Genomic DNA, 25,701 nt, shown 5'->3' on the forward strand with positions numbered 1-25,701 from the left:
TGAACAGAACCGGCCACAGCCCTTCCTGGCACGTCTGCCGACGCTCCCGCGTGCGGGCCACCGGCCACATCGCGCCCCTGGGCCGACAATCGCCCCTCAAGCGGAACCGCACCCTTCCATTTAAGAGGCGACCTTGCATCCCCGTCGATCACCTACGCATACTCGGCACCAGGAGTATGCAATAGCATCCTTGATTTCATGTGACCACGAATGATGGCACCGCCCTCCATTCATCGCAGTCACCAAAAGAATGCCGCTCCTGCACTCTTTGCTCGACATGGAAACCAGACACGGGGGTCGCGTTCATCCATGAAAACCAACCTTTTCGTCATCAGTGACAGCCCGATCACCTTTGCGGGACTGGAAGCAATCATCGAGCAGGACGAGAGATTCGTCCTCACAGGACGGGCCGTAGGAAGCTCCGACGTCACACGTTGTCTCGAAGACACCGAATTACAGCCGGACGTCGTCATACTCGGCGAACCGTCCTCGAAAAGGACCATCTGCGAGACCGTACAGCAGATCGTCTCGCACTATCACCGGAAGAAGTCGCGATCCAAGATAATCGTGGTGTCAGAGCAGGATGAAGACGACGTCATCGTCGCCGCTCTACGGGTAGGCGTCAACGGATACCTCACGCGAATCAGGTCGTCCGAGGAACTGCTCCACGCCATTAGGATAGTCGCCGAAGGCGGCGCCACATTCAGTCCGACCATCGCTGCCCGACTCAGCCGGTACTTCTCTAGAATGCAGAACGGATCGGACCTGACGGAATTTTCCGATCTGACCAGCCGGGAACTGGAGATACTGGAATTGGTCGCGCGCGGACTGGGCAACCAACAGATCGCCCGGCGGCTTTTCCTGGCCGAAAAGACAGTACGCAACTACGTCTCGCGGATTTTCACCAAACTGGAGGTCCACGACCGGGCCACGGCTCCGCAGAGCGTCTGATCCCACGGCTCCGCACCCGCACACAGGGCGACTGCGCTGTCGCAGCGACCTGCGGGGAGGCACGGGAGCGTGACAAGGCTGGAGGAATGAGCGACCACACGCGACGAAACCCCGGTGCGTGTGGCGCCCTCCCCAAGTCGCCTTCACGCCAAAGATCTTCGGCGTGCCGTCGGTCTGCCACCGCCTGTCCGATCAAGCCGCCCACTCGTCAGCAGCGCCCCACGGGCCGGCCGAGCGGGGCGGGGGGGGCCGCCATGGGGCGCCGAGGACCGGGCGAGCCGTAGCCGGGACCAGGCGGATCCGACGGACAGGAGGTCCTCGACCTCAGCCTCACTGAATGGCCCCGTATCCCGCCCGCCCTTGCCGAATGCAAGAATGCGACCCTCGGGCGGACATGAGCATCGGCGCGGGGCGGGCACGAGCACTGCTGGAACGGGGGTAGCCATGGCGTTGGTCATGTGTCCACTGTGCAGCGACGACGAGGACATCGAGGTGATCCGCACGCACGACGGCGGACGCCGCCTTGTGAAGCACCGGTGCGGCTACGAATGGGAGCAGACAGAGCCCGCCGCCCCGCAGCGGAACCCGACCCGCACCTTCGACGACCTCAAGGCCCGTTTCCCGAAACCCGAGGACGTCGATCCAGGGCAGTTGGAGCGCGTGGCCCGACTGAAGGAGCAGTACCTCGCCGTCAAACCGGACTTCGCCCCCGACGTGGCGGCCTACTGGTCGAAGTACCAGCGGATCTTCTCCCCCGACGGGCTGTGGGCCTGCGACCCCAGAGCCCTCAAGGACTTCGCCAACTCCGAGGTCGGAGCCCACCCCGGCAACCAGGCCACCTTCAACTCCGCGTGGAACGACATGGGCGATGCCGCGGCCGGGAAGGCGACCCGTCGGACGATCGAGTACCTCCTGCACGAACCTCACGACGTGCCGCTCGAAGACCGGCTCCAGCACCTGCTGTCCCGCACCAAGCCGTTCGCCATGACCGGTTTCAAGGAGGCCCTCCTCACGAGGGTTCTCTGCGTGATGTACCCCGACCGGTTCCTGACGATCCTCAAGTACACGACGGAGGCGGGCGGCAAGCGCGAGATCGCGCGCATGGTCTACGGACTGGAGCTGCCGGCACCCGAGTCGGTGAACTGGACCCTCGGCCGGCTCATCCTCTGGAGCAACGACCTCCTGCATGACCTCGTCGGCCCGGGCTTCGCCAACCAGCAGCACGCCGCCGCGTTCCTGTGGTGGGCCAAGGACCGGGTCGAGTGACTTCCGTAGGGGCGCCTCAGGATGGCTGCCTGATGCTGCGGCCGACAGCACAGGCTTCCACCAGAGCCGCTCACGGCACGTGGAACTGACTGAGGACCGAGTTGCTCAGCACCTGGTCGGGTTGGTTACAGCGAGCGACTTATGCCTTTGCCGTCGCTGCGGGAATCCCTGGCCATCTCAGGTGTCTCCGCGGTGGGTACATGTCATCCCGCGGGCCTTGGGCAGCGCCTTCTCGACCCGCACCCGGAACGCTGTCGCCGCCTCGCCGCGGTAGGTGTCGACGTGGGCGTCGCGGTTGGTCTCGACTGCGATCAGGAGGTGTTCTCACAGCCGCCAGAGCTCACGCATCGCTCACGCAAGCCATCTCGCGGCATCCCGGCCGTGTGACGCATCATGCCCCGAGCAACACAAAAGGCCAGGTCACGAGCAATGTAACCTGGCCTTTGCCGGAGCCGCCTTCGGGATTCGAACCCGAGACCTACGCATTACGAGTGCGTTGCTCTGGCCATCTGAGCTAAGGCGGCGCGCTGTCCGCACTATGGTGCGATCAGCAACGTCGGTAAGTCTACACAGTTTCCCGGGTGCTCCGAACCAGGGATCGGAGCACCCGGCGGCGGGCCCGGACGACCCGTCCCCGACGTACGCGCTCAGGGCGCTGAGCAGCGCTTTCCGTCCGCGGGAGGCGTGCCGCGGAGCAGGTAGGCGTTGATCGTGGAGTCGACGCAGGCGCTGCCCCTGCCGTAGGCGGTGTGGCCGTCGCCGTCGTAGGTGAGGAGGCGGGCGGAGGAGAGCTGGGAGGCGAGGCCCCGGGCCCAGCGGTAGGGGGTGGCCGGGTCCCGCGTGGTGCCGACGACGACGATCGGAGCGGCCCCCTTCGCCTCGATCCGGTGCGGTCCGCCCGTCGCCCGCACCGGCCAGTACGCACAGTTCAGGGAGGACCACGCGAGCGCCCGGCCGAACACCGGGGACGCCTTCTCGAACTGCGGGAGGGCCCGTTCCACCTCCGCGGGGCTGTTGTAGGCGGCGGGGAGGTCGAGGCAGTTCACGGCGGCGTTGGCGTACATCAGGTTGGAGTAGGTACCGCCGGGGCCGCGTTCGAAGTAGCTGTCCGAGAGGGCGAGCAGACCGGCGCCGTCCCCCTTGCGGACCGCCTCGGCGAGCGCCTGGCGCAGCCGGGGCCACGCCCCCTCGTCGTACATCGCCGCGATCACGCCCGTCGTGGCCAGGGACTCGCCGAGCCGCCGGCCGTCGGCGTCACCGGTCCGCAGCGGGCGTGCGTCCAGCCGTGCGAAGAAGGCGCGCAGGTTCTCGCCGACCCGCGCGGGCGTACTCCCCAGCACACAGTCCCTGCGCCCCACGCAGTCCTTCGCGAACGCCTGGAAGGCCGTGTCGAACCCGGCCGTCTGTTCCTGGTTCAGCCGGCGGGCGGGCAGGGAGGGGTCCAGCGCGCCGTCCAGCACCAGCCGTCCGACCCGCTGGGGGAACAGCTCCGCGTACGTCGCCCCGAGGAACGTCCCGTACGAGGCGCCCACATACGTCAGCTTCTCGTCGCCCAGCACGGCCCGCAGGATGTCCATGTCCCGGGCCGCCTCGACCGTGGAGACGTGCCGCAGCAGCCGCGCCGCCCGCTTCCCGCATCCCTCCGCGAACCGCTGGTACGCCGCGACCAGCTTGTCCTTCTCCCCCCGGTCGTCCGGGGTGAGATCCGTCTGGGTGTACGTGTCCATCTGGCGACCGGTGAGGCACTCCACCGGCTCGCTGCCGGCCACGCCCCGCGGGTCCACCGCCACCATGTCGTAGCGCGCCCGCACCTCGGCCGGGTAGCCGATGCCCGCGTACCCCTGCACGTACCCGACCGCCGACCCGCCCGGCCCGCCGGGGTTGACCAGCAGCGAACCGAGCCGTTCACCGGGGCCCGTCGCCTTCCGCCGCGAGACCGCCAGCCGGATGTCCCCCGCGTCCGGCTTCGCGTAGTCGAGGGGCGCCTTCATCGTGGCGCACTGGAAACCCGGGACCTCGCACTCGCGCCAGCGCAGCTTCTGCCGGTGGTACGCGGCCGGTACCGGCGGTGTCGTCCGGGGCTGAGCGCCGAGGCCCGGCCCCCCGTCCGTCACCCTGGCCGTCGTACTGGCCGTCGTACTGGAGCCGCCGGAGGAGCAGCCCGCGACGAGCAGCGCGGTGGCAGCGAGCAACGCGCCGCCGGCCCGCAGGGACCGGTTCGGCCGGGGAGTACGCCTGGTGTGCATCTCGCGAGGGTAACCAGAACCGCTCAATTGATCACGAATGGCAACGAATGCGCCTCGTACGAGTGACACGGTCAACCGAACGCCCCGACCCGCCCGGCCCGGCCCGCCACACCGCCCATGACCCGGCCTCCCGCGCCGCCCGTGCCCCGGTCTCCCGCACCACCCGCCGCCCGGCCCGCCCCCGGGCCCGCCGCACCGTCCGTCGTCACCCGGCCCGCAGCGCCATCGTCATCGCCTCCACGGCGAGCAGCGGCGACACGTTCCTCTCCAGTGCCTCCCGGCAGGCCGCGATCGCGTCGATCCGCCGCAGCGTCGCCTCCGGTGGGCCGCCCCGCGCCATCCGCTCCAGGCTGTCCCGCACCTCGACGTTGGCGAGCGCGACCCGCGACCCCAGCTGCAGGGCCAGCACGTCCCGGTAGAACCCGGTCAGCTCGGTCAGCGCGAGATCCAGGCTGTCCCGCTGCGCCCGCGTACGCCGCCGCTTCTGCTTGTCCTCCAGGTCCTTCATCACCCCCGCCGTACCGCGCGGCATACGTCCGCCCTGCGCGGCACCGAGCGCCGCCTTCAGCTCCTCGGTCTCCTTGGTGTCGACCTCCTCGGCCAGCTGCTTGGACTCCTCCGACGCGGCGTCCACTAGCTCCTGAGCGGCCTTGAGGCACCCTCCGATGTCCTCGACCCGCAGGGGCAGCTTCAGCACGGCGGCCCGGCGCTCCCTCGCCCTCGGGTCCGTGGCCAGCCGCCGGGCCCGTTCGATGTGCCCCTGGGTGGCCCGGGCGGCCACCGCGGCCGCCTCCGGCTCGATGCCCTCCCGCCGGACGAGCATGTCCGCCACCGCGTCCACCGACGGGGTGAGCAGTCCGACGTGCCGGCAGCGGGAGCGAATGGTCGGCAGCACGTCCTCCAGCGAGGGCGCGCACAGCATCCACACCGTCCGGGGGGCGGGTTCCTCCACGGCCTTGAGCACCGCGTTCGCCGACTTCTCGTTCAGCCGCTCGGCGTCCTCGACGAGGATCACCTGCCAGCGCCCGTTCGCCGGCGAGGTGTACGACTTCCGCACCGTGTCCCGCATGTCGTCGGCCAGGATCTGCGTGCCGACCGCCGCCACGGTGCTGACATCGGCGTGGGTCCCCACCAGTGCCGTATGGCATCCGTCGCAGAAACCGCAGCCGGGGCTCCCCCCGAGAGCCCGGTCCGGGCTCACGCACTGCAGCGCCGCCGCGAACGCCCGCGCCGCCGTCGTCCGGCCGGAGCCCGGGGGCCCGGTGAACAGCCACGCGTGCGTCATCTTCGACGCCTCCGGAGGCGGCGCGCCCGTCGACGCCGCCGTGACGATCGCGTCCGCGTCCCGGGCGGCGGCGTCCAGCTGCGCGCTCAGCCGCTCCTGCCCCACCAGGTCGTCCCACACGGCCATGACCCACCGCCCTCCGTCTACGACACCGCTCCGCGCCCCATTGTGCGCGACCCCACCGACAACCCGACCCGGCACCGCTCACCCCTCAGCGGCCTCCGCCGCCCGGTGCCCGTCGGCGGCCCGGCTCACCGGCGTCGGCGCCGCCAGCCCCGCCCCTCGTCGGTGTCGTCCTCGTCGTGCGACCCGAGCAGTTCGTCCGCCAGCGTGGGCAGATCGTCCAGCGGCGTCTCCTCGGCCCAGTCCGAGCGGGGGCGACGCCGTGGCGTCCCCTGCTCGTCGACCTGCGGAAGCTCGCGCGTGCGCCCCTCCGCCCCGTCGGGCGCGGGCCGCTCGTCCCGGAAGTACCCCTGCGGCACCCGGTCGTCGCGCACCGGAGGCAGCACCGCCGTCTCGTCCGCCGCGCCCGGCGGTACCGGCGGCAGCACCGCGGTCTCGTCCTCCGCGGCCGCCCCCGAGGGCGGTACCGGCGGCTTGGGCAGCTTCGCCGTCGTCTCGGAGTCCGCCGCACGCGAAGACCCGGACGCCCCCGGCGAACCGGCCGGACCCGGCCCGTCCTCCCGCACCGGAGGCAGCACCGCCGTCTCGTCCGCGGGCCCGCCCGACGCGTTCGTCGGCGTCACGAGCGGCGTGGCCACCGTGACCGCGTCGTCGCTCCCGGAACCCCTGCCGGAGCCCGAGCCGGAACCCCCGTCGGCCGGCTCGCGCCCCGCGCCCCGCTCGGCCGCCGCGGCCCGCCGGGCAGCCGCGGCCCGCTCCGCCTCGGCCCTGGCCTCCCGGTCGGCCTCGGCCGCGCGCTCCGCCTCGGCCCGCTCCGCCGCGACCCGTTCGGCCTCGGCGCGTGCGGCCCGCTCGGCCTCCGCCGCGGCGGCCACCCGCCGTGCCTCCTCGGCGCGGAGCAGCGCCTCCTCGGCCTTCCGCTGCTTCTCCAGACGGAGCGCTTCCGCCTCCGCCCGCAGCCGCTGCTCCTCCGCGGCCTGCTTGCGACACCGTTCCTCCTCGACCCGCCGCCGTTCCTCCTCCGCGGCACGGGCCTTCTCCTCCGCGAGGAGCCGCGCCTGCTCCTCCTCGGCACGGCGGCGCGCCTCCTCGGCCCGCTGCCGGGCCTCCTCCGCCTGCCGCTCCGCCTCGCGGCGCTGAGCCTCCTCCAGCTCGCGCCGCTTGCGCTCCTCCTCCTCGGCCCGCAGCCGCGCCAGTTCCTCCTGGCGCTCCCGCTCCAGCCGCTCCTCCTCGGCCTTGCGCGCGGCCTCCTCCTCGGCCTTGCGCCGCGCTTCCTCCTCGGCCTTGCGCCGGGCCTCCTCCTGCGCCCTCACCTCGGCCTCCGACAGCGGCAGCATCACATCGAGCCGCGCCCGGACCACGGTCGTCACGGCCTCCGGGTCCTGCGCGGCGTCGACCACCAGGTACCGTCCGGCGTCCGCGGCGGCCAGCGTCAGGAACCCGGCGCGCACCCGCTCGTGGAACTCCGCCGGTTCCGACTCCAGCCGGTCCGGCGCCTCGGTGAAGCGCTCGCGCGCCGCCTCGGGCGACACGTCCAGCAGCACGGTCAGATGCGGTACGAGCCCGTCGGTCGCCCACCGCGAGATCCGGGCGATCTCGGTGGGCGAGAGGTCGCGCCCGGCCCCCTGGTACGCCACGGACGAGTCGATGTACCGGTCGGAGATGACGACGGCGCCCCGCTCCAGCGCGGGCCGCACCACCGTGTCCACGTGCTCGGCGCGGTCGGCCGCGTAGAGCAGCGCCTCGGCCCGGTGCGACAGCCCGGCGCTCGACACGTCCAGCAGGATCGACCGCAGCCGCTTGCCCACCGGGGTGGCCCCCGGCTCCCGTGTCACCACGACCTCGTGCCCCTTGGCCCGGACCCACTCGGCGAGCGCCTCGACCTGGGTGGACTTCCCGGCCCCGTCACCGCCCTCCAAGGCGATGAAGAACCCCGAGGCCGCGGGTGCCTGCACGGGATCGTCGCCCTTCAGCAGCGCGTCCCGCAGATCCTGCCGCAGCGGCACCCCGGACCGGTCGTCGACCTTCGCCAGTACGAGTGCGGCCACCGGCAGCAGCAGCGCCCCCACCAGCATCAGTGTGAACGCCGCACCTCCGTGCGCGAACACGAACTTCCCGCTCTCCAGCCGGTGTGGTCCGATGGCCGCGGCGACCAGCGGCGCCACGAGCGCCGCCACCGCCACGAACACCCGTACGACGGCGTGCAGATGCTCGGTGGTCCGCGCCCGCCGGAAGTCCTCGGCCTCCTGGTCGAGCAGGGTGTGGCCGGTGTTGGCGGCGATGCCCGCGCCGAGGCCGGCCAGCCCCAGGATCAGCACCACGCTGGTGACGTCCGGCGTCAGCCCCGCAGCGAGCAGGGCGACACCGGTGAAGGCGATCGCGAGGGCGAGCAGCCGGCGCCGGGACAACGAGGGCAGCACGGACGGCGCCCGCCGGATCCCGACGCCCACACCACCGGTCACCGCGGCGACGAACAGCCCGAACAGCACCGGCCCGCCGCCCAGGTCCTTGGCGTGCAGCACGGCGACGGCGACGACGGCCGCGATCGCAGCGGCGACCGCGCCGCAGGCCGGCACCAGGAGCGGGATCGCGCCCGTACGGCCCTTGTCCACACCGGTGCCGGTCCGGGGCCGACGCAGCCCCTCCAGCGGCGACCGCGCGCGCGGGGTGCGGGTCCTGGGCAGTTCGAGGAATGTCACCAGCGACAGCGAGGCGGCGAACAGCCCGGCGGCGACGTACGAGGCGAGCGCGGCCTGGTGCTGCGCGAACCAGTCGAGCCCCGCGCCCAGCAGGTTGTTGAGCAGCGACGCGACGACGAGGACGACGGCCGCGAGAGGCACGGCGACGAACGTCGTGCGCAGTGCCAGGCGCCGCAGCGCGTCCATGTGGTCCGGCAGCGGCCGTACGGTCGCGCCCTCCAGCGGCGGCGCGGGCAGCAGCGCGGGCGCCGCGCTCTCCCGGCAGACCGTCCAGAACCGCTCGGCGACCCCGACCACGAACGCGGTGACCAGCAGCACGGCCGGCGCGTTGTCCGGCGTCCAGTCGATCCACAGGGGGGCGACGATCAGCAGCAGGATCCGCACCCCGTCCGCGCCGACCATGGTCCAGCGGCGGTCGAGGGGGCCCTCCTGCGCGGTCAGCGAGGTGAGCGGGCCGAGGAGTACGGCCCCGAAGAGCAGGGTCGCGAGGGCGCGCGTACCGAAGACGGCGGCCACCGTGAGCGCGACGCCCCGGTATCCGCCGCCGAAGGACCCCTCGGCGATCGACGCCTGGAAGGCCAGGAGCACCAGCACGAACAGGGCGAGGACATCGCCGACCCCGCCCACGAGCTGTGCGCCCCACAACCGTTTCAGCTGCGGCCGACGCAGCAGCGCCCGTACGGCGCGCTCCCTGGAGTCGGCTGCCAGGGCGTCATCGGAGGCCGGGTCGTGGGCCGTAGGCTGCTCGGCTCGCATCATGCTTTCAGCCTATCGGCACGCACCGACACCCAGAAGCAGCGCCCGAACGCACGCACACGTCGACACCAAGTCGCGCAAAGGGTGCGGGTTCAGCACCCGCGGGGTGAAGATTCAGCCACCGGCGCACCGGAGCCGCCCCTGAGGGGCGCGGGGAACCGCGCGGCGAGCCACACTCCGCCCGCAGCCGCGAACGCACCCGCACCCCCGAGCGACTAGGCGTTCTCCCCGGCCGACGGCGCCTTCTTGGCGGCCGCCTTCTTCGCCGCGGCCGTCTTCGAGGCCGTCGTCTTCGAAGCCGTCGTCTTCTTCGCGGCGGCGGTCTTCTTCGCCGGCGCGGCCTTCTTCGCGGCGGTCTTCGTCGCCGTCTTCTTCGCCGGCGCCTTCTTGGCCGTCTTCTTGGCGGGGCCCTTCGCCCGCTTCTCCGCGAGCAGTTCGTACCCGCGCTCGGGCGTGATCGTCTCCACGCTGTCCCCGGACCGCAGCGTCGCGTTGGTCTCGCCGTCGGTGACGTACGGCCCGAAGCGGCCGTCCTTCACCACGACCGGCTTCGCGCTGACCGGGTCCTCGCCCAGTTCCTTCAGCGGCGGCTTGGCGGCGGCCCGCCCGCGCTGCTTGGGCTGGGCGTAGATCGCCAGCGCCTCGTCGAGGGTGATCGTGAAGAGCTGGTCCTCGGTCTGCAGCGAGCGCGAGTCCGTGCCCTTCTTCAGATACGGCCCGTACCGGCCGTTCTGCGCGGTGATCTCCTGGCCCTCGGCGTCGGTGCCGACCACGCGCGGCAGCGACATCAGCTTCAGCGCGTCGGCGAGGGTGACCGTGTCCAGCGACATCGACTTGAACAGCGAGGCCGTGCGCGGCTTGACCGCGTTCTTGCCGGTCTTCGGGGTGCCCTCGGGGAGCACCTCGGTGACGTACGGGCCGTAGCGTCCGTCGCGGGCGATGATCTGGTGGCCCGTCGCGGGGTCGGCGCCCAGCTCGAAGTCGCCGCTCGGCTTGGCGAGCAGTTCCTCGGCGAGTTCGACGCTCAGCTCGTCGGGGGCCATGTCCTCGGGCACGTCGGCCCGCTGATGCCCTTCGGCGTCCTTCTCACCACGCTCGATGTACGGGCCGTAGCGCCCGACGCGCAGCACGATGCCGTCGCCGACGGGGAACGACGACACCTCGCGGGCGTCGATCGCGCCCAGGTCGGTGACCAGTTCCTTCAGTCCGCCGAGGTGGTCGCCGTCGCCGTTGCCGGCCTCGGCCGCCGTGCCGTCGGGGCCCGTGCCCTCGCCGAAGTAGAACCGCTTCAGCCACGGCACGGCCTGGGCCTCGCCGCGCGCGATGCGGTCGAGGTCGTCCTCCATCTTGGCGGTGAAGTCGTAGTCGACGAGCCGCCCGAAGTGCTTCTCCAGCAGGTTGACCACGGCGAAGCTCAGGAAGGACGGCACCAGGGCCGTGCCCTTCTTGAAGACATAGCCCCGGTCGAGGATGGTGCCGATGATCGACGCGTACGTCGACGGGCGGCCGATCTCGCGCTCTTCGAGCTCCTTGACCAGCGACGCCTCGGTGTAGCGGGCCGGGGGCTTGGTGGCGTGCCCGTCGACCGTGATCTCCTCGGCGGACAGCGCGTCGCCCTCGGCGACCTGGGGCAGCCGGCGCTCGCGGTCGTCGAGTTCGGCGTTGGGGTCGTCGGCGCCCTCGACGTAGGCCTTGAGGAAGCCGTGGAACGTGATCGTCTTGCCGGAGGCGCTGAACTCGGCGTCCCGGCCGTCGGAGGCGGTGCCGCCGATCTTGACGGTGACGCTGTTGCCGGTCGCGTCCTTCATCTGGGAGGCGACGGTCCGCTTCCAGATCAGCTCGTAGAGCTTGAACTGGTCGCCGGTCAGACCGGTCTCGGCGGGCGTACGGAAACGATCGCCCGAGGGCCGGATCGCCTCGTGCGCCTCCTGCGCGTTCTTGACCTTCCCGGCGTACGTCCGCGGCTGCGCCGGCAGGTAGTCGGCGCCGTACAGCTGGGTGACCTGGGCACGGGCGGCGGCCACGGCGGTGTCGCTGAGGGTCGTGGAGTCCGTACGCATATAGGTGATGAAGCCGTTCTCGTACAGCTTCTGCGCCACCTGCATCGTCGCCTTCGCCCCGAAGCCCAGCTTGCGCGAGGCCTCCTGCTGCAGCGTCGTCGTGCGGAAGGGGGCGTACGGCGAGCGGCGGTACGGCTTGGACTCGACGGACCGGACCGAGAATCGGGTGTTCTCCAGGGCGGCGGCCAGCGCACGCGCGTTCGCCTCGTCCAGGTGGAGGACGTTCGCGCCCTTGAGCTGCCCGACCGAGTCGAAGTCGCGGCCCTGGGCGACCCGGCGGCCGTCCACGGACTGCAGCCGGGCGACCAGGGACGCCGGGTCGGAGGCGTCACCGGCGCGGCCGGTGGCGAAGGTGCCGGTCAGGTCCCAGTACTCGGCGGAGCGGAACGCGATGCGCTCGCGCTCCCGCTCGACGACGAGCCGGGTCGCCACGGACTGGACACGGCCCGCCGACAGCCGCGGCATGACCTTCTTCCACAGGACGGGCGAGACCTCGTAGCCGTAGAGACGGTCGAGGATGCGGCGGGTCTCCTGGGCGTCGACGAGGCGCTGGTTCAGCTCGCGCGGGTTGGCGACGGCGGCCTGGATCGCGGCCTTGGTGATCTCGTGGAAGACCATCCGCTTGACCGGGACCTTGGGCTTGAGCACCTCCTGGAGGTGCCAGGCGATGGCCTCGCCCTCGCGGTCCTCATCGGTGGCGAGGAAGAGTTCGTCGGACTCCTTCAGGAGATCCTTGAGCTTCCTGACCTGCGCCTTCTTGTCGGCGTTGACCACGTAGACGGGTGCGAAGTCGTGCTCGACGTCCACGCCGAGGCGGCGCACCTCGCCGGTGTACTGCTCGGGCACCTCCGCGGCGCCGTTGGGAAGGTCGCGGATGTGCCCCACGCTCGCCTCGACGATGTAGCCGGGGCCGAGATAGCCCTTGATCGTCTTCGCCTTGGCAGGCGACTCGACGATGACGAGTCGGCGGCCGCCCTTCGCGGTCTCGCTGGTCGGGGACAACTTCGCTCTTCTCTCCGGTCGACGCTGGGTCTCCCCAGGCTGGCGTCCCGGGGCGGCACCCCCGGAGGCCGTAGCCGCGCACGGGGCTCGGCGGCCGGCCCGGGGGTCGGGTCATGCTGACGCTGCGGAGTGTGACGGTACATCCCGCCCCCGTGTCAAACGGGAAAAGCCCGCAACGGCCACTCGAACGGTAACCCGACTACCGCCATTCCTGCCGCCCGGCGTGTGCGGCGACCCGTTCGGGGAGTATGCGGAGCGTCACATCTCGGTTACCCCGCACGCCCGTCGGCCCCGGCTGCCCGGCCCTTCTCAGACGCGGGTGAGGCACCACGCGCCGAGCACGAGGGCGGTGACCGCCGTGCCGCTCGCGAGCGACGCCGACAGTGCCGGGCGCACCCCTTGCGCGACCGGCTCACCCCGGCGCAGCCGCGACACCGTCCACAGCAGCAGCGCGCCCCCGAACAGGGCGAACACCACTCCCACGAAGATCGCCGGTCCGCTCTCCATGTCCCGTCCTCCCACCCCTCGACCACCCCGGGACGGGAGGCTGGCACGGACGGGCGGCGGGCGCGCGAACCCGAGGTGAACGCGAGGCGTACCGTCCCTCAGACCGAGCCGGGTGTGCGTATCTTCCCGGTCGTCTTCGACACGTCGGCGTTGCGCACCGTGCACACCACCTTGCTGAAGCCCTTCTTCCATTCCTCCTTGTCGGACACCCAGCCGGACACGATGAGCTCGGTCCCGGGCGCCCAACTCGACTCGAACCTGTTGGTGCACAGCTTTCCGCCTTCGGCGAGGGCGCCGTCGAAGGTCATGTTGGCGGGCGCCTGGACCGAGCCGACGACCTGGTCGGTGTGCGCTTCGGCACAATCGGTCAGCGGGGCGTCGTACCCCTCGTCGTCCTCCCTGGTGGTGTAGTCCCAGCAGTCGCCGACGGCCATCTGCGTGGGCCACAGGTTCATGCCCACGTCCCTGAGCCGGCCCACCTCGCCGCCGATCGGGACGTGCTTGCCGAGGACGAGGCACGCCGTACCGCCCTTGGCCGTGGTGAAGCCCTCCTTCGAGGGGACGAGCGCGTAGACCCCCGCGTCGGGCAGGGCCTCGGCGATCGTGTCCGCCTGGGCGGCACAGCGCCGCGCGCCGCCGGCCTTCGCGTCGGCGTGGTCCGACGCCCGCTCCACCGCCACGACCTGGCCGTCCGGCCAGTCCTCGGCGCAGTCGACCACGCCGAGGTCGGGCACCGAGTCGAACGCCGTGCCCGTCCAGACCGCCTTCACGCAGTCCCCCACCTCCAGCGGCTTCTTGAGGGCGGCCTGCTCGCCGTAGGGGTACTCCGAGCCCGGCTGCGGCTCGCGCTCCTTGGACGTGTCGGAGCGTCCGGTGTCCTGATCGCCCGAGAAGTGGACCGCGGCCCAGGTCCCGCCGCCCGCCACCAGCAGCACGGCGACCACGATCCCGACGATCGCCGCCGCGGGCGTCCCGCGCCGGGGCCCACCGGGCGGCGGTCCCCCGGCCGTGAGGGTCGGGAACCCCGCGTTCCCGGCCGCGCCTCCCCCGTACGGGTTGTAGCCGCCGTACGGACCGCGCGGCTGCTGCCCCTGCTGCCACGGGTCGTACGCCCCCGGGCCGCCCGCCGGGGTGTGCGGGGTGTTCGGCGCGGCGGGTGACGCGCCGGGGGTGTGCGGGGCTCCGGGAGTCTGCGGCGCGTACGGCGTGTGGGGAGCGCCCGGTGTGTTCGGGGTGTACGGCGACTGGGGTCCGCCGGGCGTGTTCGGGGTGTACGGCGAATGAGGTGCGCCGGGCGTGTTCGGGGTGCCGCCGAGGCCGTGCTGACCGGCGGCGACGTATCCGGGCGGCGCGCTCGCCACGTACCCCGGGGGCGCACCGGCGGCGCCGTGTCCGCCGGGCGTACCCGGGGTGGCGGGGGTGCCGGGGGCCGGGCCGAAGGCGCCGGGCGCGGACGCGGGGGTGGCTCCCCAGCCCGGCGTGGCCGGTTCACCGCCCGTGCCGGCCACCCGCTGCAGTCCGCGTGCCGCTGCCTCCGGCGACAGCCGGCGCACCGGGTCCTTGATGAGCAGTCCGTGCAGGACGGAGGCGAGTTCACCGGCGCGGGCGGGCGGTGTCGGCTCCTCCCCGAGCAGGGCCGTGAGCGTCGCGTACTCGCCGTGCCGGTCGAAGGGGCCGCGGCCCTCCACCGCCGCGTACAGCGTGGCGCCGAGCGAGAACAGGTCGGCGGCCGGGGTGGGCGGCTCGCCCCGCGCGCGCTCCGGCGCCAGGTATCCGGGGGTGCCGAGGATGCCGGCGGTCGCGGTGAGCCGTGGCTCGCGCGACTCGGGCTGGAGGGCGATGCCGTAGTCGGTGAGCAGCACACGGGCGTAGAGGTCGCCCGAGGCGTCGGCGGCCAGCAGGATGTTGGCCGGTTTGACATCGCGGTGCAGGATGCCGATCCGGTGGCCCGCGGTGAGGGCGTCGAGGACGGCGAGCCCGATCCGGGCGACCTGCTCGGGTGCGAGCGGCCCCCGCCGGCGTACGACCGCCTGGAGGTCGATCGCGTCCGGCACGTACTCCATGACGATCCACGGCAGGCCCTCGTGCAGCACCACGTCGTGGACCGTCGCCACATGCGGGTGTCCGCGCAGCCGCGCGGCGTGCCGGGCCTCGCTGCGGGCCCGTGCGATGCGCTGGGCGGGCTCGGTCGCGTCGAGCGGGACGTCGGGCAGGGAGATCTCCTTCATGGAGACCTCGCAGGCCAGCTCCTCGTCGTACGCGAGCCAGACCCGGCCCATGCCGCCCGCGCCCAGCGTGCGCAGCAGCCGGTACCGGTTGTTGATGATCCTGCCCTGGCCCTGCTCCGGCTCCCCAGCCATCGCGACCCCCCGCTCCCCCAGAGACAGTGCGTGCCTCCCCCGAGGACACGTCGAATCCGTCTCTTGAAAATAGCTTCGCACGCACCACTGACAGGAGCCCTTTTGCGTATCAATCCAGACACAAGGAGTACATGCGCTCCAGGAATGCCCATACGCCCCAGAGGCCACAGGAAGGGAAGCGCAGCGCGGGGTACCGGTACGGTCACCGGACGGTCCGGAAAACGTCACCGGGCGCGCGGACGCGGCGCGATGGCGACAAGCGGACCTGGCGGCAGGCCGCGAACGGCAGGCGGCAGGTCCCAAGCGGCACACGGCAGACAGCTCACCCGACCGGTTCGAGGAACCCCTGTTCGACGAGGAGCCGGATCTGACCGGGCGTCCGGTCGCGCAGCGCCACCGCGTCCTCGCCGACGAGCTGGGCGATGGCGTCCAGAATCCGTCCCGCGCTGAGCGTGCCGTCGCACACACCGGCGAATCCCGCGCCGACCGTGTCCACCTTCGTGGCCCGGCGCATGCCCCGGTTCTGACGCAGCACCACGTGTTCGGGGTCCTCGGCGCCGGGCAGCCCGACCTGCTCCTGGACGACCTCGGTGGTCAGCCGGAAGTGTGCGGCGAGGAGCGCCGCGTCGTCGTGCGACCGCAGGTAGTCGACGCGCGCGAAGTGCTGCCGCACCGCCTCACCGAGCGGTTGTTCGACCGGATGCGGCCACTCCTCGATGGTGATCGAGGGGGCGGAGTCCGCGGCCGCCGCCTTCCGCAGCGTGATCCACCCGAACCCGACGCCCTTGACCTTCCGCGCCTCGAACTCGTCGAGCCACGCGTCGTACCGCGCCCGGTACTCGGCCACGTCACCGCGGTGGTCCCCCGCGTCCCGCAGCCACAACTCCGCGTACTGCGTGACGTCCTGGACCTCCCGCTGCACGATCCACGCGTCGCACCCGCGCGGCACCCACGACCGGAGCCGCTCCTGCCAGTCCTCCCCCTCCACGTGCTGCCAGTTGGCGAGGAACTGCGCGAACCCGCCCTCGTTCAGGCGCTCCCCCGACTGCGCGACGAGCGTGCGGCACAGGTCGTCCCCGCCCATCCCGCCGTCGCGGTAGGTCAGCCGCGCACCCGGTGAGATCACGAACGGCGGGTTGGACACGACGAGGTCGTACGTCTCGTCGGCCCGGACCGGCTCGAAGAGCGAGCCCTGGCGCAGATCGGCCGCCGGCACACCGGAGAGCGCCAGCGTGAGCGCCGTGATGTGCAGCGCGCGCGGGTTGAGATCGGTGGCGGTCACGCGCGTGGCGTGCCGCGTGGCGTGCAGGGCCTGGATGCCGGAGCCGGTCCCGAGGTCGAGCGCGGAGCCGACGGGCGTCCGCACGGTGATCCCGGCCAGGGTCGTGGACGCGCCGCCGACCCCCAGCACCACACCCTCGTCCCGGCTTCCGATCCCTCCGGCCCCGCCGACCGCGCACCCCAGGTCGGACACGATGAACCAGTCCTCGCCGTCGGGCCCGCCGTACGGGCGTACGTCGACGGCAGCGGCGATCTCGTCGCCGTCCGCACCGGCGGGAACGAGCCAGCCGCTCTCGACGCACGCGTCGAGCGGCAGCACGGCCTCCACCCGGGCGCGGGGAACCGCCTGTTGCAGCAGGAACAGACGGACGAGCGCCGCCAGCGCGGTGTCCCCGCGCGTCGCCCTGAGCGCCGGCACGACCTCACTGCGCGCCAGGGCCGCGTACGCGGAGGCGCCGAGCAGTTCGAGAAGCCCGTCGGCGGTGAATTCGGCACCGATCAGCGCCTTCCGAAGCCGCGCGGCGACATCGGACCGGTCGGTGGAGGGCAGGGAAGACAGGCTGGAGTCACTCACACCGCCCAGCGTAGTCGCGCGGCGCGGCGCCGCCCGGCTGCCCACGACCGCGCCGACGACCGCGCCGACGCACGGCCGCACCGACGCACGGCCTCGGCCGCTCAGCCTCGGACGGTCCGCCGCGGCCGCGGCGGACCCCGCTCAGCCCTGGCTCGATGTGGCCGGTACGGACGGGACCCCGGGGGCGGTGGCGGACTTGCAGCTCTGCTGCTCGGCCATCGCCTGGCCCACCTCGCCCTGCTCCAGCTCCTTGAGCGCGTCGCTCCCGGTCTTGCTGAGCTTCTCCAGCTCGGTGGCGACCCCTTCGAGGCCGTCGGCGAACTTCGCCTGGTCCTTGGTGTTCAGCGCGTCCGACTTCTTCTTCAGCTCGCCGTAGGCCGCGGACAGCTGGTTCAGCTCGGCGACAGCGGCCTTCTGCTTCTTCGCACCGTCCTCGACGTCGGGCGCCCCGGCCCGCTGAATGGCCGTGGCCATCGCCTTGTACGCGTCGGAGATGTCCTGGAAGCCCTGCGAGTCGGCCTTCTGGACGTCCGCCGGAGCGCTGTCGTCCGAGGTCTCCTTCTGGATCGAGGCGTTGGCCGCCGCGATCTTCCTGATCTGCGGCTGCATGGAGTCACAGACCTGCTTGGCCCAGGAGTTCAGCTTGTCGTTCGTCTCGTCGTCGCTGCTGCAGCCGGACAGCGCCAGTACCAGTACCGCACCGCCGGACAGTGCGGCAGCGAGCTTCTTGTTCACCGGATCGGTCCCTTCCATGGCTCTCGGCCCCGGAACATACACGCCACATGGGTGGCAGCTGTGTGCCGAGCACCCCCAGTACACCCTTTTGTAGCCATTTGCACCAAGAGAGAGAAGGCTCACGGAGAACGGGCGGCATGAACGCAAGCGGGCGGGCGACGTGTCAACGCACGTCGCCCGCCCGCCCTTTGAGCTGGGCCCTCGCAGGTCCGGTCCGGCCCTCGGCCCGGCGCCCGGTCAGGGAACCGGGCCGGGGCCGTCTACGAAACCACCGCCGGGTCCGCCGAATTGGCCACCCGCTCGGCGTTGCCCTCGTCGCCCACGGCGATCCCGCGCCGCTTGGACACGTACACCGCCCCGACGATCACGGCGATCGAGACCACCGCGATGGCGACGCGCAGCGCGACGCTCTTGTCCTCGCCGTAGCTGAACTGGACGACCGCGGGCGCGATGAGCAGCGCGACGAGGTTCATCACCTTCAGCAGCGGGTTGATGGCCGGTCCCGCCGTGTCCTTGAACGGGTCGCCCACGGTGTCACCGATGACGGTCGCGGCGTGCGCCTCGCTGCCCTTGCCGCCGTGGTGGCCGTCCTCGACGAGCTTCTTGGCGTTGTCCCACGCACCACCGGAGTTGGCGAGGAACACCGCCATCAGCGTGCCCGTGCCGATCGCACCCGCGAGATACGCGCCCAGCGCCCCGACGCCGAGCGTGAATCCGATCGCGATGGGCGCCATGACGGCGAGCAGACCGGGCGTGGCCAGCTCGCGCAGGGCGTCCTTGGTGCAGATGTCGACGACCCGGCCGTACTGCGGCTGCTCGGTGTAGTCCATGATCCCAGGCCGCTCGCGGAACTGCCGCCGCACCTCGTAGACCACCGAACCGGCCGACCGCGCGACCGCGTTGATCGCCAGCCCCGAGAAGAGGAAGACGACCGCGGCGCCCGCGACGAGCCCGACCAGGTTGTTGGGCTGCGAGATGTCCATCATCAGGTTCATGGGCGCGCCTTCGCCCGTGACCTTCTCGCCGACGTCGTTCGCGGCCGTGAGGATCGCGTCGCGGTACGAGCCGAACAGCGCGGCGGCCGCGAGGACGGCCGTGGCGATGGCGATGCCCTTGGTGATGGCCTTGGTGGTGTTGCCGACGGCGTCCAGGTCGGTGAGCACCTGCGCGCCCGCGCCCTCGACGTCACCGGACATCTCGGCGATGCCCTGCGCGTTGTCCGAGACCGGCCCGAAGGTGTCCATGGCGACGATCACGCCGACCGTGGTCAGCAGGCCGGTGCCGGCCAGCGCCACCGCGAACAGCGCGAGCATGATCGACGTACCGCCGAGCAGGAACGCCCCGTAGACGCCGAGACCGATCAACAGCGCCGTGTAGACGGCCGATTCGAGTCCGATGGAGATACCGGCGAGGACGACGGTGGCCGCGCCGGTCAGCGAACTCTTGCCGATGTCCTTCACGGGACGCCGGGTGGTCTCGGTGAAGTAGCCGGTCAGCTGCTGGATCAGCGCGGCCAGCACGATGCCGATGGCCACCGCGAGGACCGCGAGGACCCGCGGATCGCCGTCGTGGCCGGCGATCGCCGTGTCCGTGACGCCTTCGAGGTCGGCGTACGAGGACGGCAGGTAGGCATAGACGGCGGCGGCGACGAGGACCAGCGAGATCACCGCGGAGATGAAGAAGCCGCGGTTGATGGCCGACATTCCGCTGCGGTCGCTGCGGCGGGGTGCCACCGCGAAGATGCCGACCATCGCGGTGAGCACGCCGATCGCGGGAACGATCAGCGGGAACGCGAGCCCGGAGTCGCCGAACGCGGCCTTGCCGAGGATCAGCGCGGCGACGAGCGTCACGGCGTACGACTCGAAGAGGTCGGCCGCCATGCCCGCGCAGTCGCCGACGTTGTCGCCCACGTTGTCGGCGATGGTCGCGGCATTGCGCGGGTCGTCCTCCGGAATGCCCTGCTCGACCTTGCCGACCAGGTCGGCGCCGACGTCGGCGGCCTTGGTGAAGATGCCGCCGCCGACACGCATGAACATGGCGATGAGCGCGGCCCCGAGACCGAAGCCCTCCAGCACCTTGGGCGCGTCGGCCGCGTACACGAGGACCACGGAGGCCGCTCCGAGGAGCCCGAGGCCCACGGTGAACATCCCGACGACGCCGCCGGTGCGAAATGCGATCTTCATCGCCTTGTGCGAGACGGCGGTGAGATCCTTTTCCGGTTCGCCTTCCGCCGGTGTCGCTTCCCGGGCCGCCGCCGCGACGCGCACATTGCTGCGCACGGCGAGCCACATACCGATATAGCCGGTGGCCGCCGAGAACGCCGCGCCGATCAAGAAGAAGACCGAGCGTCCGGCGCGCTGATTCCAGTCGTCCGCGGGCAGCAGCATCAGCAGGAAGAACACGACGACGGCGAATACACCGAGCGTGCGCAACTGCCGTGCCAGATAGGCGTTGGCGCCTTCCTGGATCGCCGTCGCGATCTTCTTCATGCTGTCGGTGCCCTCGCCCGCCGCGAGCACCTGGCGTACCAGGACCCCGGCGACGGCGAGCGCGGCCAGGGCGACGAAGCCGATCACCAGAACGATGATCCGGTTGTCGTCGGTCAGTACCGCGGCTGCGAAGTCCGTGGTCTGGTCAAACCTTTGAGGGGTAGAAAGCCCCGCCATTCGTCCTCCTTGACGCTTGGGCTGAGCTCAAGATGTGGACGGATTGTAGGGAGGAGATCCTGATCAAAACAGTGCGCGGCAAGCGGAATTGGTCTTCACATGCCCGCCAGCAAATGATCCGCGTGCGACCACGCTACTCGAAAGAAGTAACGCCTCAAAGGCATTGACGCTTGATCAATTATCGCGTGAATGATCGTGAATTCCTTCACGAATTCCGGTGTTCCGATGAACGGTGATCGGAATAAAAGCCGGAAAAACGCGAAGGGCCCTGCTCAGCAGGGCCCTCGCGGTATTACTTGAAGTTGAGAAGATCAGAGCGGTCGGAGCGGTCGGAGCGATCGGAGGAACGATCAGGGCAGGACGGCGACCGACGGTGTCGTCGGCCAGGTCATGCGGATCAGTCCGCCGTGCTCCCCCGCCGAGACCTCGACGTCGTCGACGAGACCGCTGATCACCGCGAGGCCCATGTCGTCCTCCTCGATGTCGGCGTCCGCGTCACCACCGGCGCCCGACGACTTGTCACCGGGCACGGCGTGCGGTGCCTCGTCCCCGACCTCGATGGAGAACTGCTTCTCCTCCTCGATCAGCGACACCTGCACCGGCGCCGAGATACCGCCGCTCTGGTGCAGTCCGACGGCACGGGTGCACGCCTCGCCGACGGCCAGCCTGACCTCGTCGAGAACGGCCTCGTCCACTCCGGCCCTGCGCGCCACCGCTGCCGCCACCAGTCGGGCGGTCCTGACGTGCTCGGGCAGCGCGCTGAAGCGGAGTTCAACGGTGGCCATGCATCCCCCTCGGAACTACGGGCGTGCGGTCGGAGGGCCGGGCCCACGGGCCCGGTCCCCCTCACTTGTCTCTTGCCGTACCGGGCGTCGGCCCGGGCGGGCGCGATCAGTCGGTGGCCGCCACCGCTTCGTCGACCGAGGTGTGAATCGGGAACACCTTGGTCAGACCGGTGATGCGGAAGATCTTCAAAATCCGCTCCTGGTTGCACACCAGCCGCAGCGAGCCCTCATGGGCCCGTACGCGCTTCAGGCCGCCCACCAGCACGCCGAGCCCGGTGGAGTCGAGGAAGTCGACGCCCTCCATGTCGACGACGAGGTGGAAACTCCCGTCGTTGACCAGCTCGACCAGCTGCTCACGCAGCTTGGGCGCGGTATAAACGTCGATTTCGCCACCGACCTCGACGACCGTACGATCGCCGACAGTACGGGTCGACAGGGACAGGTCCACGGATCCTCCAGCACCTTGCTATCGAGCGTTCGCCCCTCGGGACACCTCGGCTTGAAAGCCCCCGGGACGGTTCGCCAGCCGCGATGGCATTCAATCACTTACCGGCAGGCGTGCACGACGCCTTGGCTCCATTGTCCGTCACGCCGGTGACACACTCGATGCCGATGGCCAAGAATCACCGATCCGATCGATCCCCGACGGACACCGCTTCCAGCCCCTCGCCGGGCACGGTCCTGGACCGGCTCGCCTCGGGGCCGAGCCGGGCTTCGCGCATCACTCATACGGAGCATGTGCCCCCACGTGCGGGCCGCCATGCCGTCTGGCCCGACCGGATCCGGCCGGAAGTGCTCGCCGCCGTCCAGGCCGCCGGAATCGAACATCCCTGGGCCCACCAGGCACGCGTGGCCGAGCACGCGCTGGACGGCGAGTCGGTCGTCGTCGCCACCGGCACCGCCTCGGGCAAGTCGCTGGCCTACCTCGTCCCGGTCCTGTCCCGCCTCCTGGACGGCTCCGAGGCCCCCAACGGCCGCGGCGCGACGGCGCTCTACCTGGCCCCCACCAAGGCCCTCGCGGCTGATCAGCGGCGCTCGGTGAAAGAATTTTCACAACCTCTGGGAAACGCTGTCCGCCCCGCCGTGTACGACGGCGACACCCCCGTCGAGGAACGCGAGTGGGTGCGCCAGTACGCCAACTACGTCCTCACCAACCCCGACATGCTCCATCGCGGCATCCTCCCGTCCCACCCCCGCTGGTCCTCCTTCCTGCGCGCCCTGAAGTACGTCGTCATCGACGAGTGCCACACCTACCGGGGCGTCTTCGGCTCCCACGTCGCCCACGTCCTGCGCCGCCTGCGGCGGCTGTGCGCCCGTTACGGCGCCGAGCCCGTCTTCCTGCTGGCCTCCGCCACCGCCGCCGAGCCCTCGGTCGCCGCCCGCCGCCTCACCGGTCTCCCGGTCACCGAGGTCGCGGACGACGCCTCACCTCGTGGTGAACTGGTGTTCGCCCTGTGGGAGCCCCCGCTCACGGAACTCCACGGCGAGAAGGGCGCGCCGGTGCGGCGCACGGCGACCGCGGAGACGGCCGACCTGCTGACCGACCTGGTCGTGCAGGGCGTCCGCTCGGTCGCCTTCGTCCGCTCCCGGCGCGGCGCCGAGCTGATCTCCGTGATCGCCCAGGAACGCCTCGCCGAGGTCGACCGCTCCCTGGCCCGGCGTGTCGCCGCCTATCGCGGCGGCTACCTCCCCGAGGAACGCCGCGCCCTCGAACGCGCCCTTCACTCCGGCGAACTCCTCGGCCTCGCCGCCACCACCGCCCTCGAACTCGGCATCGACATCTCCGGCCTGGACGCCGTCCTCATCGCCGGCTACCCGGGCACCCGCGCCTCCCTGTGGCAGCAGGCCGGACGCGCCGGACGCGCCGGCCAGGGCGCCCTCGCCGTCCTCGTCGCCCGCGACGACCCGCTGGACACCTTCCTGGTCCATCATCCCGAGGCCCTGTTCGACCAACCGGTGGAATCGACCGTCCTCGACCCCGACAACCCCTACGTCCTCGCCCCCCATCTCTGCGCCGCCGCCGCGGAACTGCCCCTCACGGACGAGGACCTCCCCCTGTTCGGACCGGCCTGCGAGGAACTGCTGCCGCAACTGGAGGCCGCGAAACTGCTCCGCCGCCGCGCCAAGGCCTGGCACTGGACCCGCCGCGAGCGGGCCGCCGACCTCGCCGACATCCGGGGCCAGGGCGGCCGCCCCGTCCAGGTCGTCGAGACCGGCACCGGCCGGCTCCTCGGCACGGTCGACGCGGGCGCCGCCCACACCACCGTGCACGAGGGCGCGGTCCACCTGCACCAGGGCCGCACGTACCTGGTGCGCGAACTGGACCTGGACGACTCCGTCGCCCTCGTCGAACAGGCCGACCCGCCCTACTCGACCGTCGCCCGCGACACCACCGCCATCTCCGTCCTGGAGACCGACACCGAAGTCCCCTGGGGCGACGGCCGCTTGTGCTACGGCTCCGTCGAAGTCACCAACCAGGTCGTCTCCTTCCTCCGTCGACGCCTCATCACCGGTGAGGTGCTCGGCGAGTCCAAGCTCGACCTCCCTCCCCGTACGCTGCGCACCCGCGCGGTCTGGTGGACCGTCACCGAGGACCAGCTGGACGCGGCCCGCATCGGTCCCGAGATCCTCGGCGGCGCCCTCCACGCCGCCGAACACGCCTCGATCGGCATGCTGCCCCTCTTCGCGACCTGCGACCGCTGGGACATCGGCGGCGTCTCCGTCCCTCTCCACCCGGACACCCTGCTGCCGACCGTCTTCGTCTACGACGGCCACCCGGGCGGCGCGGGCTTCGCCGAGCGCGCCTTCCACACCGCACGCGCCTGGCTCACCGCCACCCGACAGGCCATCGCCTCGTGCGAGTGCGACGCCGGCTGCCCGTCCTGCATCCAGTCCCCCAAGTGCGGCAACGGCAACGATCCGCTCCACAAACGAGGCGCCGTACGCCTGCTGACCGAACTGCTCCGCGCAGCCCCCGACACTCCCCCGGCGGGCCGAACGCCCTGAGGCGCCGGGCGGGGTCCCGGGTCGCCGTCCCGGGCCTGGGTCCCGGGTCGGGGTCCCGGGTCGGGGTCCCGGGTCGGGGTCCCGGGTCGGGGTCCCGGGTCGGGGTGGCACTCCGGGTGGGTCGCGGCATCCGACGACTCGGGGCCAAGGCGGGGCCCGCAGGCCGCCGCCGTGTGGGTGACCGCACAGTTTCCCGGTCGTGCCCTGCGCGGTGGCCTGTACGGCCCTTCAGCGGCTCTCCAGAGGCCCTCCAGTCCTACCCCGAGGCTCTCGGGTCCGATGGGACCGGTGAGCCGGGTGCGACCGGTGGGCCCGCCCTGGCCCTGGCCTCGGCGGTGAGGGGCCCCAGGTCCGAGACCGCGGTGACGTCCGAGATCTCCCCCTCGACCTCGCACCGCACGAGCCTGCCGCCCTGCGCCCTCGCCACCCGCCGCGCCGTCGCACAGGCCCCCGCGCTGCCCTTCATCCAGTGATCGGCGGCGGCGAGCGCCGCGAGGTCGGCCGCCGCGGCCGCCTGATGCCGGATCACCACGGCCTGCCCCAGCAGGAGTACGGCACCGAACACGGCACACAGCGCCGCGATCGCACCGACCGCCCAGACGGTCGCGGATCCCCTCTCCGACCGGACCGACCTGGCCAACCTGGCCGGACAGCCTGACCTGGCCGGACAGCCTGACCTGATCGGTCGGTCCGGCCGGGCGGTCCGCGACCGCCCGTAGAGCCACGAGGACGTGCTCACCCGGCCCCCACCCCCTCCCCGCCGACCGCCCCCACCGTCTCCTCCGCCAGCGCCACAGCCGCATGGCTCACGTCGATGCCCAGCCCGTCCGGCCCCGGCACCGGGGCCGAGACCACGACCCGGACGAGGTCACCCTCCCGGCTCACGGTCACCTCCGCCCCGTCCGGCGCCGTGTGCCGGGCGGTCGCCACGACCGTGGCCGACGGGTCCTGCCGGGCTGCCGCCCGCGCGCCGGCCCGGGCGGCGTCCACGACCTGGATCTGCGCGCAGGCGGCGAACAGGCCCCACACGAGCGCCGTCGCGACCAGCACCATCCCGGGCAGGACCATGGCCGCCTCGGCCGTCACGAACCCGCCGTCGCCGCCCAGCGCCCCGCCGCGCCCCCGCCTGGCGCGCCGCTCAGGCCCCGCCATCGAGGGCCCGCCCGACGATCTGCTGCAGCTCCTCCTGGACCTGCCCACTGGTCACCACCTTGTAGAGCACCGCGGCGAAGGCCACCGCCGCGATGATCCCGACCGCGTACTCGGAGGTCACCATTCCCGCGTCCCTCCGCGCCGCCCGCACCCGGCACATCACGGCACACACGAGCCACGCGCGGACCACCTCCGCCGCCGCCCGGACAGACCCCAACGCCTTCGACGCCCGCGACGACTTCAGCGA

General features: G+C 71.8%; 17 protein-coding genes and 1 tRNA gene. 3 read left to right on the forward strand and 15 right to left on the reverse strand.

Annotated elements, in window-relative coordinates; genetic code table 11:
• Positions 1–309 precede the first annotated feature (309 nt).
• Together PYR72_RS21605 and PYR72_RS21610 are read left to right on the forward strand one after the other, a co-directional pair.
• A complete protein-coding gene (locus tag PYR72_RS21605) occupies positions 310–951 on the forward strand; it encodes a response regulator transcription factor (RefSeq protein WP_275456831.1) in 642 nt (213 codons plus the stop codon).
• A gap of 444 nt (positions 952–1,395) precedes the next feature.
• Positions 1,396–2,217 carry a hypothetical protein gene (locus PYR72_RS21610; RefSeq protein ID WP_275456832.1) on the forward strand — a complete coding sequence of 274 codons (822 nt, stop codon included), beginning with the start codon at positions 1,396–1,398 and terminating at the stop codon, positions 2,215–2,217.
• 450 nt (positions 2,218–2,667) lie between these two features.
• On the opposite strand, the gene PYR72_RS21615 is transcribed toward PYR72_RS21610, so the two are convergent.
• The 12 genes from PYR72_RS21615 to bldG form a co-directional block, all read right to left on the reverse strand.
• Positions 2,668–2,741 (reverse strand) — tRNA-Thr (locus PYR72_RS21615).
• 123 nt (positions 2,742–2,864) lie between these two features.
• Entirely contained in the window at positions 2,865–4,463 is a 1,599-nt protein-coding gene (locus tag PYR72_RS21620) for an alpha/beta hydrolase (protein WP_275456833.1), read from the reverse strand.
• A gap of 205 nt (positions 4,464–4,668) precedes the next feature.
• Positions 4,669–5,874, reverse strand: a complete 1,206-nt coding sequence (locus tag PYR72_RS21625) for a DNA polymerase III subunit delta' (RefSeq protein WP_275456834.1) — start codon at positions 5,872–5,874, stop codon at positions 4,669–4,671.
• Between the two features lie 125 nt (positions 5,875–5,999).
• Positions 6,000–9,329, reverse strand: coding sequence for a dTMP kinase (gene tmk / locus PYR72_RS21630; RefSeq protein WP_275456835.1), 3,330 nt, complete (start codon positions 9,327–9,329; stop codon positions 6,000–6,002).
• A gap of 212 nt (positions 9,330–9,541) precedes the next feature.
• Positions 9,542–12,388: a type I DNA topoisomerase gene (topA, locus tag PYR72_RS21635; protein ID WP_275456836.1), complete on the reverse strand. Its 2,847-nt coding sequence runs from the start codon at positions 12,386–12,388 to the stop codon at positions 9,542–9,544.
• Positions 12,389–12,697: 309 nt separating this feature from the next.
• Positions 12,698–12,895, reverse strand: a complete 198-nt coding sequence (locus PYR72_RS21640) for a hypothetical protein (RefSeq protein WP_275456837.1) — start codon at positions 12,893–12,895, stop codon at positions 12,698–12,700.
• Positions 12,896–12,993: 98 nt separating this feature from the next.
• Positions 12,994–15,255 carry a protein kinase gene (locus PYR72_RS21645; RefSeq protein WP_275456838.1) on the reverse strand — a complete coding sequence of 754 codons (2,262 nt, stop codon included), beginning with the start codon at positions 15,253–15,255 and terminating at the stop codon, positions 12,994–12,996.
• 322 nt (positions 15,256–15,577) lie between these two features.
• Positions 15,578–17,110: a class I SAM-dependent methyltransferase gene (locus PYR72_RS21650; RefSeq protein ID WP_275456839.1), complete on the reverse strand. Its 1,533-nt coding sequence runs from the start codon at positions 17,108–17,110 to the stop codon at positions 15,578–15,580.
• Between the two features lie 141 nt (positions 17,111–17,251).
• The gene (locus tag PYR72_RS21655) at positions 17,252–17,863 is read right to left on the reverse strand and encodes a small secreted protein (protein ID WP_275456840.1); all 612 of its coding nucleotides are present in this window, start codon (positions 17,861–17,863) and stop codon (positions 17,252–17,254) included.
• Positions 17,864–18,105: 242 nt separating this feature from the next.
• Positions 18,106–20,511, reverse strand: coding sequence for a sodium-translocating pyrophosphatase (locus PYR72_RS21660; protein WP_275456841.1), 2,406 nt, complete (start codon positions 20,509–20,511; stop codon positions 18,106–18,108).
• Between the two features lie 350 nt (positions 20,512–20,861).
• Complete coding sequence (locus PYR72_RS21665; RefSeq protein ID WP_275456842.1) at positions 20,862–21,296, reverse strand: ATP-binding protein; 435 nt, start codon at positions 21,294–21,296, stop codon at positions 20,862–20,864.
• A 106-nt stretch (positions 21,297–21,402) separates the two neighbouring features.
• Positions 21,403–21,744 (reverse strand): anti-sigma factor antagonist BldG, encoded by a 342-nt coding sequence (bldG, locus tag PYR72_RS21670; RefSeq protein ID WP_005475923.1) that lies wholly within the window; start codon positions 21,742–21,744, stop codon positions 21,403–21,405.
• An 83-nt stretch (positions 21,745–21,827) separates the two neighbouring features.
• On the opposite strand from bldG, the gene PYR72_RS21675 reads away from it, so the two are divergent.
• Positions 21,828–24,302 carry a DEAD/DEAH box helicase gene (locus tag PYR72_RS21675; RefSeq protein ID WP_275456843.1) on the forward strand — a complete coding sequence of 825 codons (2,475 nt, stop codon included), beginning with the start codon at positions 21,828–21,830 and terminating at the stop codon, positions 24,300–24,302.
• A 256-nt stretch (positions 24,303–24,558) separates the two neighbouring features.
• On the opposite strand, the gene PYR72_RS21680 is transcribed toward PYR72_RS21675, so the two are convergent.
• The 3 genes from PYR72_RS21680 to PYR72_RS21690 form a co-directional block, all read right to left on the reverse strand.
• A complete protein-coding gene (locus PYR72_RS21680) occupies positions 24,559–24,942 on the reverse strand; it encodes an Rv3654c family TadE-like protein (protein WP_275456844.1) in 384 nt (127 codons plus the stop codon).
• A 95-nt stretch (positions 24,943–25,037) separates the two neighbouring features.
• Positions 25,038–25,454: a TadE family type IV pilus minor pilin gene (locus tag PYR72_RS21685; protein WP_275456845.1), complete on the reverse strand. Its 417-nt coding sequence runs from the start codon at positions 25,452–25,454 to the stop codon at positions 25,038–25,040.
• Positions 25,441–25,614 carry a DUF4244 domain-containing protein gene (locus PYR72_RS21690; protein ID WP_275460481.1) on the reverse strand — a complete coding sequence of 58 codons (174 nt, stop codon included), beginning with the start codon at positions 25,612–25,614 and terminating at the stop codon, positions 25,441–25,443. Before PYR72_RS21690 ends, PYR72_RS21685 begins: the two co-directional genes overlap by 14 nt.
• Positions 25,615–25,701: the final 87 nt, after the last annotated feature.

Source organism: Streptomyces sp. VNUA24, assembly GCF_029167005.1.
GTDB lineage: Bacteria > Actinomycetota > Actinomycetes > Streptomycetales > Streptomycetaceae > Streptomyces > Streptomyces scabiei.